12 protein-coding genes are annotated in these 13,060 nt (G+C 71.1%); 4 read left to right on the forward strand and 8 right to left on the reverse strand.

The features are described from left to right. Positions 1-55: 55 nt before the first annotated feature. From AB0E85_RS20450 to AB0E85_RS20465, 4 genes are all read right to left on the reverse strand, one after another. Positions 56-2,200 (reverse strand): SpoIIE family protein phosphatase, encoded by a 2,145-nt coding sequence (locus AB0E85_RS20450; protein ID WP_361928951.1) that lies wholly within the window; start codon positions 2,198-2,200, stop codon positions 56-58. 322 nt (positions 2,201-2,522) lie between these two features. Then, on the reverse strand, positions 2,523-3,215 hold the full coding sequence (locus AB0E85_RS20455) for a DUF402 domain-containing protein (protein ID WP_361928953.1): 693 nt from the start codon (positions 3,213-3,215) through the stop codon (positions 2,523-2,525). An 83-nt stretch (positions 3,216-3,298) separates the two neighbouring features. Beyond that, complete coding sequence (locus AB0E85_RS20460) at positions 3,299-4,702, reverse strand: class II fumarate hydratase (protein WP_361928956.1); 1,404 nt, start codon at positions 4,700-4,702, stop codon at positions 3,299-3,301. A 77-nt stretch (positions 4,703-4,779) separates the two neighbouring features. Beyond that, on the reverse strand, positions 4,780-6,450 hold the full coding sequence (locus AB0E85_RS20465; protein ID WP_361928959.1) for a fumarate hydratase: 1,671 nt from the start codon (positions 6,448-6,450) through the stop codon (positions 4,780-4,782). A gap of 180 nt (positions 6,451-6,630) precedes the next feature. On the opposite strand from AB0E85_RS20465, the gene AB0E85_RS20470 reads away from it, so the two are divergent. Continuing rightward, entirely contained in the window at positions 6,631-7,332 is a 702-nt protein-coding gene (locus AB0E85_RS20470; RefSeq protein ID WP_361928962.1) for a DUF1707 domain-containing protein, read from the forward strand. 114 nt (positions 7,333-7,446) lie between these two features. Continuing rightward, entirely contained in the window at positions 7,447-7,824 is a 378-nt protein-coding gene (locus tag AB0E85_RS20475; RefSeq protein ID WP_361928964.1) for a WhiB family transcriptional regulator, read from the forward strand. Between the two features lie 103 nt (positions 7,825-7,927). On the opposite strand, the gene glpX is transcribed toward AB0E85_RS20475, so the two are convergent. Further along, complete coding sequence (gene glpX / locus AB0E85_RS20480) at positions 7,928-8,962, reverse strand: class II fructose-bisphosphatase (protein WP_033311180.1); 1,035 nt, start codon at positions 8,960-8,962, stop codon at positions 7,928-7,930. 127 nt (positions 8,963-9,089) lie between these two features. Here glpX and AB0E85_RS20485 point away from each other — a divergent pair, with 127 nt between their 5' ends. Then, positions 9,090-9,614, forward strand: a complete 525-nt coding sequence (locus tag AB0E85_RS20485; RefSeq protein WP_361928966.1) for a DUF4245 domain-containing protein — start codon at positions 9,090-9,092, stop codon at positions 9,612-9,614. A 57-nt stretch (positions 9,615-9,671) separates the two neighbouring features. Here the strand turns inward: AB0E85_RS20485 and AB0E85_RS20490 are convergent, their stop codons facing one another. From AB0E85_RS20490 to xseA, 3 genes are all read right to left on the reverse strand, one after another. Next, complete coding sequence (locus AB0E85_RS20490; RefSeq protein ID WP_361928969.1) at positions 9,672-10,262, reverse strand: malonic semialdehyde reductase; 591 nt, start codon at positions 10,260-10,262, stop codon at positions 9,672-9,674. A gap of 121 nt (positions 10,263-10,383) precedes the next feature. Next, positions 10,384-10,629, reverse strand: coding sequence for an exodeoxyribonuclease VII small subunit (locus AB0E85_RS20495; protein WP_361928972.1), 246 nt, complete (start codon positions 10,627-10,629; stop codon positions 10,384-10,386). A 9-nt stretch (positions 10,630-10,638) separates the two neighbouring features. Next, complete coding sequence (gene xseA / locus AB0E85_RS20500) at positions 10,639-11,847, reverse strand: exodeoxyribonuclease VII large subunit (RefSeq protein ID WP_361928975.1); 1,209 nt, start codon at positions 11,845-11,847, stop codon at positions 10,639-10,641. 119 nt (positions 11,848-11,966) lie between these two features. Here xseA and AB0E85_RS20505 point away from each other — a divergent pair, with 119 nt between their 5' ends. Next, positions 11,967-12,992, forward strand: coding sequence for a 4-hydroxy-3-methylbut-2-enyl diphosphate reductase (locus tag AB0E85_RS20505; RefSeq protein WP_361928977.1), 1,026 nt, complete (start codon positions 11,967-11,969; stop codon positions 12,990-12,992). The last annotated feature ends 68 nt before the right edge of the window (positions 12,993-13,060 follow it).

The raw sequence follows: 13,060 nt of genomic DNA on the forward strand, positions 1-13,060 counted from the left end.
GACGCCGAAGGGCGCCCGGTGAACACCGGGCGCCCTTCGCTTGTCCTCGCGGACCTCAGCCGCGGTTGAGCTCGAACCAGACCACCTTGCCCGTGCTCAGCCGGGTCGCGCCCCAGCGCCGGGCCATCCGGTTCACCAGGTACAGTCCCCGGCCGCCCTCGTCGGTGGCCCGGGCCTGGCGCAGTCGCGGCAGCTGCGGCACGTCGTCGCCGACCTCGCAGCGCAGCACGTCCGTGCGCAGCAGCCGCAGCGTGACCGGCCGGGACGCGTACCGCACGGCATTCGTCACGACCTCGCTGACGAGCAGCTCGACGGAGTCGCTGAGCTCCTCAAGGCCCCAGCGCTGCAACGCGCGCCGGGCCAGCCGGCGGGCCCGGCCGGGGGCCGCGTCCTCCGGCTCCAGGAACCAGTACGCCACGTCGCTGGGTGCGATCCCGTCGAAGCGGGCGGCGAGCAGCGCGATGTCGTCGTCCCGGTCGCCCGGGCCGAGCATGTCGAGCACCTCGTCGCACAGCGCTTCCAGGGGCGGCGGATGGTCCGGCCCGGTGAGCTGCGCGACCGCGGCGAGCTTCTCCCGCAGCTGCTCGATGCCCGTCCACACGTCGCGCAGGCGCGACTCGACCAGGCCGTCGGTGTAGAGCAGCAGGGTCGCCCCGGCGGGCGCGTCCAGTTCCACGGCCTCGAAGTCCACGCCGCCGACGCCGATCGGCGCACCGGCCGGCACGCGCAGCACCTCGGCACGGCCGCCCAGGTGGAGCAGGACGGGCGGCGGATGACCGGCGTTGGCGATGGTGATGCGGTGCGATACCGGGTCGTACACGGCGTAGAGGCAGGTCGCCATGCGGTCCACGCCGAGGCGCTGGGCCTGTTCGTCGAGGTGGTGCAGGACCTCCTGCGGCGGCAGGTCCAGGCTGGCGAGGGTCTGGGCCGTGGTGCGCAGCTGGCCCATGATGGCGGCCGACGTCATGGAGTGGCCCATGACGTCACCGACGACCAGGGCGACCCGGCTGCCGGGCAGCGGGATCGCGTCGTACCAGTCGCCGCCCACCCGGGCCGTCTCCGCGGCCGGCAGGTAGCGGGAGGCCAGCCGCACGCCCGTCGGCCGGGGCAGCGTCTCGGGCAGCATGGTGCGCTGCAACTCGTCCGCGATGTAGGCCTCGCGGCCGTACAGCACCGCCTTGTCGATGCCGAGGGCGCTGTGCGTGGCGAGCTGGGCGGCCACCAGGAGGTCGTCCGGTTCGAACGCCATGCGCTCGGGCCGGCGCAGGAACAGCGCCGCACCGATGACCCGGCGTCGGCCGCGCAGCGGGGCGAGGATCGCGCGCTGCCCGTCCGGCACGCCGAACTCTCCGCCCTCACCGAGCAGTTCCGGCAGGGCGGCCCGGGCCGCCGGAGCGTCCGTGAACACCGGGCGCACCCCCCTCAGGACCTCGGCGAGCGCGCTGCCGGGCCGCACCTCGCACAACTCGGCGCCGACCGTGTCCAGTTCGTTCGGCTCGGGCTGCGCGGCCGGCAGGAAGCCGTTCTCCGTGTCGCGCTCCGCCGGTATCCGGTCGGTGCGGCGCAGCCGCAGCACCAGCGGTCCGGTGGGCCGCTCGTCGCCGACGGGCAGCGGGTCGCGCAGATAGACCAGGATCGCGTCGGAGAAGGTGGGCACGGTCGCCCGGCACAGCCCCATCACGATCTCGTCCAGGTCGATGCCGCGGGCGATCCGCCGGGTGGCGGCCCCCACGAACCTGAGCCGGTCGCCGTCCCGCCGCATGGGCGTGGGGCGGCCCGGCGGCAGGCTCTGGCCGCTGCGCCGCTCCTGCCCGTCGGTGTTCATCGCCGGCCGGTCCTGTTCGTCGGCCGGCTGGACCGGAATGCCCTCGGGGGCGGGGCGCGGCCGAGGCGTCTCGCGCTCGGCGGTCTGCTCGGCACCCGGCTGGGAGTGCTCGGAGGCGGGGTCGCTCACAGTGTCCTTGCCCTTGCCGAACGGCGTGGAGGTGCCCGGCTCCGACGTGCCCGGCGTGCTGTGTGCCGTCGTGACCGGAACGGTGACGTCGCCGCCGGAGCGGCCCTGTACCGGTAAGGCGCCGGCGCCGGGCGCACGCGCCGGTGTCGGGGTATGCACGAACGCCCCGCGGGGATCCGCGGGGTCGACGCCCGTCTGGGGGCGTTCGAACGAGGTCGGCTGCTCCGTCACGCGTGTCGAATCCATCCGTCCGGGGCTGCGCGCCGCGCGCGCAGTTGGTCCCGCCGAAACTCCGATACCCGGAATACATGCCCCAGGAACGGAATTCCGGCGTGGTCAGAGGTTGTTCCTGTGCCGCCGGCGGACCGTCTGCGGCCGGCAGGAGCCGTCCGACGGCCCCTGGGGCCCGTGGCGCAGGCCCTTGTGGTGTTGCCCTCGTACCCCTCGCTCACGTCCTGCCGCCCCTCGGTGACGATCGGTCAAGCCCAGCGCGTGCTCCGGTAGTTGCCGCCGCGCGCCCTTGCGGAGGACGATCCTACGTTTCTTGCCCGGGGGCGCATCAAGGGTCTCATGAGGACACTTGCGCGGGCGTACGATCCCAGTCCTCCGGCAGTGACGGTACAGCCCAGGAGGGGTCCGGGCGCCAGTGCTGCCAGCCTTCCGAGAACGGCGGGCCCCAGGCGCGGATCACCTCCACCGCCTCCCGCCCCGCCGTCTGTACCTTTTCCGCCTGTTGGTCGTCCATCAGCCCGTCCCGCCGGGCCTGGGCGAACTCGTCCTCGTCCCGCCAGTGCCAACTCCGGTCGGGATGGACGGAGATGTCCAGGAAATGGTCGACGGAGTCGACGCCGCCCGCCCAACGGGTGAGCGGCTCCTCCAGGTTCACGTACCAGTTCTTGAACTGCCAGCCCGGCTCCCAGAACAGCCAGACCGACCAGGGTTCACCGGGCCGGGCGAGTTTCAGCACGCCCGTGCCGAACCACCGGTCGCGCTGCACGGTCCGCGGCTTGGTGTAGCGCGACTCCAGCGGTTCCAGGTGCACGGGTGTGCCGTCGGCGAGCACGGGCTTCACACACTCGGTGCCGGGCGCCAGCCACACGGCGAGCAGGTCGGCGTCGTCCCGGACGACGGTGACGGGACGCGCGATGTGCACGTGCGTGCCGCCGTTCTCCCGGTACCGCCACAGGATCCGGCTCCCGGGCGCCCAGAAGCCTGCCGCACCACCCGTTTCCACGCGTCTCATCGCTCCACCGTCTGCCATGAACAGATATTAGGTGCCGTAGGCATACGACGCTGCGGCGCGTGTCACGGTTCACGCGCCGGGCACACGTGCGTGTCCCCTCGTCACGGGTGGGTCATCCGCAGGACATCCAGCGCCTCGTCGAGCTGCTCCGCGGTCAGGTCACCGCGCTCCACGTACCCGCCGTCCAGCACGACCTGACGGATCGTCTTCCGCTCGGCCAGGGCCTTCTTGGCGACCCTGGCGGCCTCCTCGTAGCCGATGTACTTGTTGAGCGGCGTGACGACGGAGGGGGAGGACTCGGCGTACTCCCGGGCCCGCTCGCGGTCCGCGGTGATGCCGTCCACGGTGCGGTCGGCCAGCAGCCGTGTCACGTTGGCGAGCAGCCGGACCGACTCCAGCACGTTCTTCGCGATGACCGGCAGCATCACGTTCAGCTCGAAGTTCCCGGCGGCGCCGGCGGTCGCGACGGTGGTGTCGTTGCCCGCGACCTGCGCGGCGACCATCAGGACGGCCTCGGGAACGACCGGGTTCACCTTGCCCGGCATGATCGACGATCCGGGCTGGAGGTCGGGCAGGGCGATCTCGGCGAGGCCGGTGCGCGGCCCGGAGGACATCCAGCGCAGATCGTTGGCGATCTTCGTCAGCCCGACCGCGATGGTCCGCAGCTGCCCGCTGGTCTCGACGATGCCGTCCCGGGCGCCCTGCGCCTCGAAGTGGTTCCGGGCCTCGGTGAGGGGCAGCCCGGTGGTACGGGCGACCTCCTCGATGACGGCGGCGGAGAAGCCGGGCGGGGTGTTGATGCCGGTGCCGACGGCCGTGCCGCCGAGGGGCAGTTCGGCGAGCCGGGGGAGGGACGCCTGAAGCCGCTCGATGCCGTACCGCACCTGGGCCGCGTACCCGCCGAACTCCTGGCCCAGCGTCACGGGCGTGGCGTCCATCAGGTGCGTCCGCCCCGACTTCACGACGTCGGCGAACTCCTCGGCCTTGCGCTCCAGGGAGGACGCGAGGTGCTCCAGGGCGGGGACCAGATCGCGCGTCACGGCCGCGGTGGCGGCGATGTGGATCGAGGAGGGGAAGACGTCGTTGGACGACTGGGAGGCGTTGACGTGGTCGTTCGGGTGGACGGCGCTGCCCAGCCGCTCGCTCGCGAGCGTGGCGATGACCTCGTTGGTGTTCATGTTCGACGAGGTCCCGGACCCGGTCTGGAACACGTCGACCGGGAAGTGCTCGTCCCACCTGCCCTCGGCGACCTCCCCGGCCGCCTCCTGGATCGCCTGCGCGATGTCCTTGTCCAGGACCCCCAGCTCGGCGTTGACCTTGGCCGCCGCGGCCTTGATGCGGGCCAGCGCCTCGATGTGCGCCCGCTCGATGCGCTGCCCGGAGACCGGGAAGTTCTCCACGGCCCGCTGGGTCTGCGCCCGCCACTTGGCGTGGGCGGGCACCCGCACCTCGCCCATGGAGTCGTGCTCGGTGCGGTACTCGGTCCTGTCCTGCTCGTCGGTCATCGACGATCACCTCCACGTGTCACAGCGTCAGCGCCGCGACCACTGTTCCCCGTGGAGGCGAATCGTCACCGGCCTTGTCAGGCGAGTCCGGGACCGCGTACCGGAATGGAGGTGAACGTCGGCGCCGGCGCCGGGTCCTGGAAGAAGTCGTTGCCCTTGTCGTCGACGACGATGAACGCCGGGAAGTCCTCCACCTCGATCTTCCAGACGGCCTCCATGCCGAGCTCCTCGTACTCGACGACCTCGACCTTCTTGATGCAGTCCTGGGCGAGGCGCGCGGCCGGGCCGCCGATGGAGCCCAGGTAGAAGCCGCCGTGCGTGCCGCACGCGTCCGTGACCTGCTTGCTGCGGTTGCCCTTGGCCAGCATCACCTTGGAGCCGCCCGCCGCCTGGAACTGCTCCACGTAGGAGTCCATCCGGCCGGCCGTGGTCGGGCCGAAGGAGCCCGACGCGTAGCCCTCGGGCGTCTTGGCCGGGCCGGCGTAGTAGACCGGGTGGTCCTTGAGGTACTGCGGCATCTCCTCGCCCGCGTCCAGCCGCTCCTTGATCTTGGCGTGCGCGATGTCGCGGGCCACGACCAGGGGGCCGGTCAGCGACAGCCGGGTCTTCACCGGGTGCCGGGTGAGCTCGGCGAGGATCTGCTCCATCGGCTGGTTGAGGTCGATCTTCACCACGTCCGAGGACTCGTCGAGGTGCTCGTCCGTCGTCTCCGGCAGGAATCGCGCCGGGTCCGTCTCCAGCTGCTCCAGGAAGACGCCCTCGGCCGTGATCTTCGCGACGGCCTGGCGGTCGGCGGAGCAGGACACGGCGATGGCGACCGGGCAGGACGCGCCGTGCCGGGGCAGGCGGACCACGCGCACGTCGTGGCAGAAGTACTTGCCGCCGAACTGCGCGCCGATGCCGATCTTCTGCGTCAGCTCGAAGACCTTCTGCTCCAGCTCCTTGTCCCGGAAGCCGTGCCCGAGTTCGGAGCCCTCCGCCGGGATCTCGTCCAGGTAGTGCGCGGAGGCGTACTTGGCGGTCTTCAGCGCGTACTCGGCCGATGTACCGCCGACCACGATCGCCAGGTGGTACGGCGGGCAGGCCGCGGTGCCCAGCGAGCGGATCTTCTCCTCCAGGAACTTCATCATGGAGGACTCGTTCAGGACGGCCTTCGTCTCCTGGTACAGGAACGACTTGTTGGCCGAGCCGCCGCCCTTCGCCATGAAGAGGAACTTGTAGGCGCCGCCGTCCGCCGCGTACAGCTCGATCTGCGCGGGCAGGTTGGAGCCGGTGTTCTTCTCCTCCCACATGGTGAGCGGAGCCATCTGCGAGTAGCGCAGGTTCAGGTTCTTGTACGCGTCGTAGACGCCGCGGCTGAGGGCCTCCTCGTCACGGCCGGCCGTCAGCACGTTCTGCCCGCGCTTGCCCATGACGATCGCCGTGCCCGTGTCCTGGCACATCGGCAGCACACCGGCCGCCGCGATGTTCGCGTTCTTCAGCAGGTCCAGCGCGACGAACTTGTCGTTGCCGGAGGCCTCGGGGTCGTCGATGATGCGGCGCAGTTGCGCGAGGTGGGCCGGGCGCAGGTAGTGCTGGATGTCGTGGATGGCCTCCTCGGCGAGCTTGCGCAGCGCCTCCGGCTCCACCTGGAGGAAGGTCCGCCCGTCCGGCCCCTCGACCGTGGAGACACCCTCGGAGGTCACCAGCCGGTACGGGGTGGTGTCCTCTCCCTGGGGGAGCAGATCGGTGTACGCGAACTCAGGCATCTCGCCCATTCCTCACTCGACAGACGCGGCCCGCCTCCTTTGGCGGGCGCCAACCAGCGTAGAACCTGCCGCTGACGGCGAGCTTGTGAGGTAAGGCTCAGTTCGTCACACCCGGCCGCGCCGCACGGGGGCGTCCGCCGAGGGGTGTCGCGATCTATCGTGTTTCGGTACGCTGCTGTGGTGGACCTTCAGCAGCAGGACCTTCAGCAGCAGAGCGCGCCCGCCGTCTCCGAGCTCCGCGCCTCCGACGCCGAGCGCGACCGCATCGCCGACATCCTGCACGACGCCCTGGCCGAAGGCCGCCTGACCGCCGACGAGCACGCCGAGCGCGTCGAGGGGGTGCTGCGCGCCAAGACCGTCGGCGAGCTGGAGGTCTTCGTACGGGACCTGCCCGCGGCCCACCGTCAGGGTCCCGCCTCCTCCCCGGCTCCCGCCCCGCACCGCCCCACCGCCGGCGCCCTCCCGATCGACCCGGACGACAACGTGGTCGCGGTCTTCAGCGGCGCCGTCCGCAAGGGCCGGTGGCGCGCGGGCCGCCGTATCCACGCGTACGCGGTGTTCGGCAGTGTCGAGATAGACCTCAGCGAGGCCTTCTTCGACCACCAGCAGGTCGTCGTCAAATCGTTCGCGATCTTCGGCAGCGTCGACATCCGCGTCCCGGAGAACGTGTCGCTGCGCGGCACGGGAAGCGGTGTCCTCGGCAGCTTCGAGGTGGACACCCTCGACTCGGGCGACCCGCAGGCCCCCATCGTCTACGTCGACGGCTGGGCCGTCCTGGGCAGCGTCGAGGCGCGACCGAAGCGGGGCAAGCTCGTCGCGGACATCCTGGACCGGGTGCAGCGCAAGGTCGACAGGAGTTTGCGCAAACACCTGGGGCATTGACGGGCGCGAATCCCCTGAACCCGGCGGTTCGGAACTCAGTGCATAGGCGCGCGTACAGCGGGTAGGCCTTGCTGCATCGTCTCTCGCTCGCGAAGCCGTCGTCAGGAGTAGACCGTGCTGCAACCGCCGCATTCGTCCGTGCAGGTAGCTGCCGTTCCGGCCCCGCGGGTGCCAGCGCGAGACAGGGACCAGGACGCCCCGTGGCACACCGAGGCGGTGTGCCGTCGTGACGAGGCCGGCCTGTTCTTCGCCCCCTCCAAGGAGCCGACCGCCGCGAGACTGTCCCGGGAGGAAGCGGCGAAGCGGGTCTGTGCCCGTTGCCCGGTGATGGTCGAGTGCCGCGAGCACGCGCTGCTCCAGCCCGAGCCCTACGGCGTCTGGGGCGGCCTCACCGCCGCGGAGCGCCGCGTGGTCCTGGCCCGGCGCCGCCGCCGCGAGATGGAGCTGAAGAAGGCGGCCCGCCCGGCGAACCGGATAGCGGCGGCAGGCTGACGGCCGAGGGCGCGAACAGCGCTGAGGAAAAGGGTGTACGAAAAGGGCGTCCCCACCGCACCGGGGACGCCCTTTCGCTGTGCCGTGCCGCTGCTCCTCGGGGCTACTTCCCCTTGTCGAAGTCGATCGCGCTGTAGGCCCGCAGCTTGCTCAGCCGGTGCTCGGAGGAGATCCGGCGGACCGTGCCCGAGCGCGACCGCATCACGATCGAGTCGGTCGTGGCGTTCTCCGCCCGGTAGCGAACCCCCCGCAGCAGCTCGCCGTCCGTGATGCCGGTCGCCACGAAGAACACGTTCTCCCCGGTGACGAGGTCCTCGGTCGTCAGCACGCGGTCGAGATCATGCCCCGCGTCGATCGCCCGCTGCCGCTCCTCGTCGTCCTTGGGCCACAGCTTGCCCTGGATCGTGCCGCCCAGGCACTTCACCGCGCAGGCCGAGATGATGCCCTCGGGCGTACCGCCGATGCCGAGCAGCAGATCGACGCCCGTGCCCTCGCGCAGCGCCAGGATCGAGCCGGCCACGTCGCCGTCGGAGATCAGCTTGATGCGGGCCCCGGTCTCCCGGATCTCCTTGATGATGCCCTCGTGCCGCGGGCGGTCCAGGATCACCACCGTCACGTCCTCCGGCGCCGACCGCTTCGCCTTGGCGACCCGCCGGATGTTCACCGACACCGGGGCGTTGATGTCGACGAAGTCGGCCGCCTCCGGGCCGGTGACGAGCTTGTCCATGTAGAAGACGGCGGACGGGTCGAACATGGACCCGCGCTCGGCGGCGGCCAGCACCGCGATCGCGTTCGTCATGCCCTTCGCGGTCAGCGTCGTGCCGTCGATCGGGTCGACGGCGATGTCGCACTCGGGCCCGGTCCCGTCGCCCACGCGCTCCCCGTTGAACAGCATGGGAGCTTCGTCCTTCTCGCCCTCGCCGATGACGACGACGCCGTTCATCGAGACGGTGGAGACGAGGGTGCGCATGGCGCGTACCGCGGCACCGTCGGCGCCGTTCTTGTCACCCCGCCCGACCCAGCGGCCCGCGGCCATCGCCGCGGCCTCGGTGACCCGGACCAGTTCCAGGGCGAGGTTGCGGTCGGGGGCCTCGGAGGGCACATCGAGTTCGGACGGCAAGTGATGATGCTCGGTCATCGGAGCGCACCTTTCTGTACGACGACGGCCGGATGAGGGCTATGTCGCCCGACTCTATCGCCGAGGCCGCAAAATGAGCAGGGGCCCCCACGGATGAGCGCGGCAGGGACCTGCGACGATAGGGGGCGTGGCAGGCAAGAACGGCAAGCAGAAGACGGCGCGGGACATGATCCTCTCCATGGGGGTCATCGTCCTGGTGGCGGGCTTCGTGTACCTCTTCATCCCGCACGACGACAGCGCGCCCGACGTCAAGGCCGTCGACTACCGGGTCGAACTGCTCACGGCACGCCGCGCCGCCTCCTACCCGGTGGCCGCGCCCGAGGGTCTGCCCGGCACATGGAAGGCCACCTCCGTCCGCTTCCGGGGCGACGAGTTCGACGCCTGGCACCTCGGCTTCCACGATCCCGAGGGGGAGTACGTGGCGGTCGAGCAGTCCACTCAGCGGCGCCCCGTCTTCCTCGACGAGGCGACCCAGGGCGCACGGGAGACCGGGAAGACCGAGGAGATCTCCGGCAAGACGTGGACCCGTTACGAGGGCGGCCGGTACGACGCGCTGGTCCTGGAGGGCACCAAGGGCTCGACGACGGTCGTGACGGGCACCGCCTCGTTCGCGCAGCTGACGAAGATGGCCGAGGCGCTGGAGGCGAAGTGAACCCGCACGAGGAAGGCCCCCGGCGGATGCGCCGGGGGCCTTCCTCGTGTTCGTCGCTCAGACGGTCGTGACGACCTGGTCGAAGTCCAGGCGCGGGGAGCGCGGGTGCCAGGCGTCCGGGCCCGGGCGGCCGATGTTGACGACCATCAGCGGGGTGTGGTCGTCGTCCAGGAACTCCTTGCGCACACCCTCGGAGTCGAAGCCGGTCATCGGTCCGGCGGCCAGGCCGGCGGCGCGGACGCCGACGATGAAGTACGCGGCCTGGAGGGCGGCGTTCAGCGCGGCGGCGTTCTCGCGGACCGGGCGCTCGGCGAAGAAGACGTCCTTGATCTGCGGGGCGGCCGGGAACAGCTGCGGCAGCTCCTCGTGGAACTCGTTGTCGGCGGAGAGGATCGCCACCAGCGGGGCGCTCGCGGTCTTGGGCCGGTTGCCCTCGGCCATGTGCGCCACCAGACGCTCGCGGGCTTCGAGGGAGCGGACCAGGGTGATGCGCAGCGGGGTCTGGTTGAAGGCGGTCGGACCGTACTTGACCAGGTCGTAGATCGCCTGCACCTGCTCATCGGTCACCGGCTCGTCGGTGAACGTGTTGGCGCTGCGGGCCTCACGGAACAGAAGGTCCTGGGCTGCGGGGTCAAGAACGAGGGACATGGATGCACTTTCTCGCGACTGTCGATCCGGATGACCCGGCTGACGTCGTCGACCGTACGCGAATGAAGTTCAACGTTCAACCAATGTGGGGGTGTCGTATATCACGAACCGAACGCCCTGGTCACTCCGTGTCCTCGTCCTCCGCGGCCTCCTCCGCCAGCGCCGCGTCCAGCCGCGCCCGCGCCCCCTCCAGCCACCGCCGGCACACCGAGGCCAGCTCCTCGCCCCGCTCCCAGAGCGCGAGGGACTCCTCCAGCGTCGTACCGCCCGCCTCCAGGCGCCGGACGACCTCGATCAGCTCGTCCCGCGCCTGCTCGTACCCGAGCGCCTCGCTCGTGCCCGGTGTCTCGTCAACCTCGCTGGTCATCCACCCACCCTATGTGTCCACTCGTACGGAGAACTCACCCTCGGAGACCCGCGCGCGCAGGGCCTCCCCGCTCGCCACCTCGCCCGGGTCGCGGACCGCGTGCCCGTCCGCCTTCTGCAACACGGCGTACCCGCGCTTCAGGGTCGCGGCGGGGGAGAGGGCCACCACGCGCGCGTGCGTGTGCGACAGCTCCGAGTCGGCGCGGTCGAGCTGGTGCCGCAGACAGCGCCGGCCCCGGTCGAGCAGGTCCGCCACCTGGTCGGCGCGCACGTCGATCATCCGGTGCGGGTCCTGTATCGACGGCCTCGCCAGCGCGTGCGCCAGCCCCCGCTCCTCCCGGTCGACCAGCGCCGCCACACAGCGCCGCGCCCGGTCCCGCAGCAGCCGCACCCGCTCGTACTCCTCGCCGACGTCCGGCACCACCTTCTTGGCGGCGTCGGTCGGGGTGGAGGCACGCAGGTCGGCGACGTGGTCCAGCAGGGGATTGTCCGGTTCGTGCCCGATGGCGGACACCACCGGCGTGCGGCACTGCGCGACCGTGCGGATCAGCTGCTCGTCGGAGAACGGCAGCAGGTCCTCCACGCTGCCGCCGCCCCGGGCGACGATGATCACGTCCACGTCGTCGAGCGCGTCGAGCTCCTTCACCGCCTGCACGACCTGCGGCACGGCGTGCACGCCCTGCACGGCGACGTTGCGCACCTCGAAGCGCACGGCGGGCCAGCGGTGCCGCGCGTTCTCCAGGACGTCCCGCTCTGCGGCCGAGGCCCGGCCGCAGACCAGCCCGACCAGCTGCGGCAGGAACGGCAGCGGCTTCTTGCGCTCCGGCGCGAACAGCCCCTCCCGGGCGAGGGCCTTCTTCAGCTGCTCCAGGCGCGCGAGCAGCTCCCCGACCCCGACGGGCCGTATCTCGGCGGCCCGCAGCGACAACTGGCCGCGCGGGGCGTACCACTCGGGCTTGGCGAGGACGACGACCCGGGCGCCCTCGCTCACCACGTCCGCGACGGCGTCGAACACCTGCCGGTAGCAGGTGACGCTCACCGAGATGTCGTACGACGGGTCCCTCAGGGTCAGGAACACCACCCCCGCACCCGGCCGCCGCGACAACTGCGTGATCTGCCCCTCGACCCACACCGCCCCGAGCCGGTCGATCCAGCCGCCGATGAGCCGCGACACCTCGCCGACGGGCAGCGGGGCTTCCGGAGTCGTGTTCACAGCCATGTCCGCGAGAGTAGTGGGCCCCGCCGACAACACCCTCACGTCCCTCGCGCGGGGCCGTGCCGGTCTTCGCCGGAGCGTCACACGGACGGGATCTTCGACGCGCCGAACGCGGCCTTACGATGGGACGCATGTCTGCTTCGCCTGGCCGCCGTGTCCTGCTCGCCGCCCCCCGTGGCTACTGCGCGGGTGTGGACCGCGCCGTGATCGCCGTCGAGAAAGCCCTGGAGCAGTACGGCGCTCCGGTGTACGTCCGGCACGAGATCGTCCACAACAAGTACGTCGTGCAGACCCTGGAGAAGAAGGGCGCGATCTTCGTCGAGCAGACGGAGGAAGTGCCCCCGGGGAACATCGTCATGTTCTCCGCGCACGGCGTGGCCCCCGTCGTCCACGAGGAGGCCGAGCGCGGCAAGCTCGCCACCATCGACGCCACCTGCCCCCTGGTCACCAAGGTCCACAAGGAAGCCGTCCGCTTCGCGAGCGAGGACTACGACATCCTCCTGATCGGCCACGAGGGCCACGAGGAGGTCATCGGCACCTCCGGTGAGGCCCCCGACCACATCCAGCTCGTCGACGGCCCGGGCGATGTGGCGAAGGTCGAGGTCCGGGACCCCTCCAAGGTCGTCTGGCTCTCCCAGACCACGCTGTCCGTCGACGAGACCATGGAGACCGTCGACGCCCTGAAGGACAAGTTCCCGCAGCTCATCTCCCCGCCCAGCGACGACATCTGCTACGCCACGCAGAACCGCCAGCTGGCCGTGAAGCAGATGGGCGCCGAGTCCGACCTGGTCATCGTGGTCGGCTCCCGCAACTCCTCCAACTCCAAGCGGCTCGTCGAGGTCGCCAAGATCGCCGGTGCCCGCGAGGCCTACCTCGTGGACTTCGCCGACGAGATCGACGAGGCCTGGCTGGAGGGCGTGACCACGGTCGGCGTCACCTCGGGCGCCTCCGTCCCGGAGATCCTGGTCGAGCAGGTCCTGGAGTACCTCTCCCGGCGCGGCTTCGAGGACGTCGAGATCGTCAAGGCGGCCGAGGAGTCCATCACGTTCTCCCTGCCCAAGGAGCTGCGCCGCGACCTGCGCGAGGAGGCGGCGTCGCTGGTCGCCGAGCGCGGTGGCGCCGGGACCGGTGAAGATTCCGCGAAGTGACCGGGTACGGGCCGGGCGGTGACCGCCGTCCGGCCTGTGACTGTCAGTCGTTCGTCGTAACGTAGGGC

This window comes from Streptomyces sp. NPDC029044 (assembly GCF_040637495.1).
Taxonomy (GTDB): Bacteria; Actinomycetota; Actinomycetes; order Streptomycetales; family Streptomycetaceae; genus Streptomyces.

Coding starts and splice junctions, on each gene's coding strand:
- AB0E85_RS20505 (WP_361928977.1), top strand. CDS start 11,967: ATGGGACGCATGTCTGCTTCGCCTGGCCGCCGTGTCCTGCTCGCCGCC.
- AB0E85_RS20455 (WP_361928953.1), bottom strand. CDS start 3,215: ATGGCAGACGGTGGAGCGATGAGACGCGTGGAAACGGGTGGTGCGGCA.
- glpX (WP_033311180.1), bottom strand. CDS start 8,962: ATGACCGAGCATCATCACTTGCCGTCCGAACTCGATGTGCCCTCCGAG.
- AB0E85_RS20495 (WP_361928972.1), bottom strand. CDS start 10,629: ATGACCAGCGAGGTTGACGAGACACCGGGCACGAGCGAGGCGCTCGGG.
- AB0E85_RS20465 (WP_361928959.1), bottom strand. CDS start 6,450: ATGCCTGAGTTCGCGTACACCGATCTGCTCCCCCAGGGAGAGGACACC.
- xseA (WP_361928975.1), bottom strand. CDS start 11,847: ATGGCTGTGAACACGACTCCGGAAGCCCCGCTGCCCGTCGGCGAGGTG.
- AB0E85_RS20450 (WP_361928951.1), bottom strand. CDS start 2,200: ATGGATTCGACACGCGTGACGGAGCAGCCGACCTCGTTCGAACGCCCC.
- AB0E85_RS20490 (WP_361928969.1), bottom strand. CDS start 10,262: ATGTCCCTCGTTCTTGACCCCGCAGCCCAGGACCTTCTGTTCCGTGAG.
- AB0E85_RS20460 (WP_361928956.1), bottom strand. CDS start 4,702: ATGACCGACGAGCAGGACAGGACCGAGTACCGCACCGAGCACGACTCC.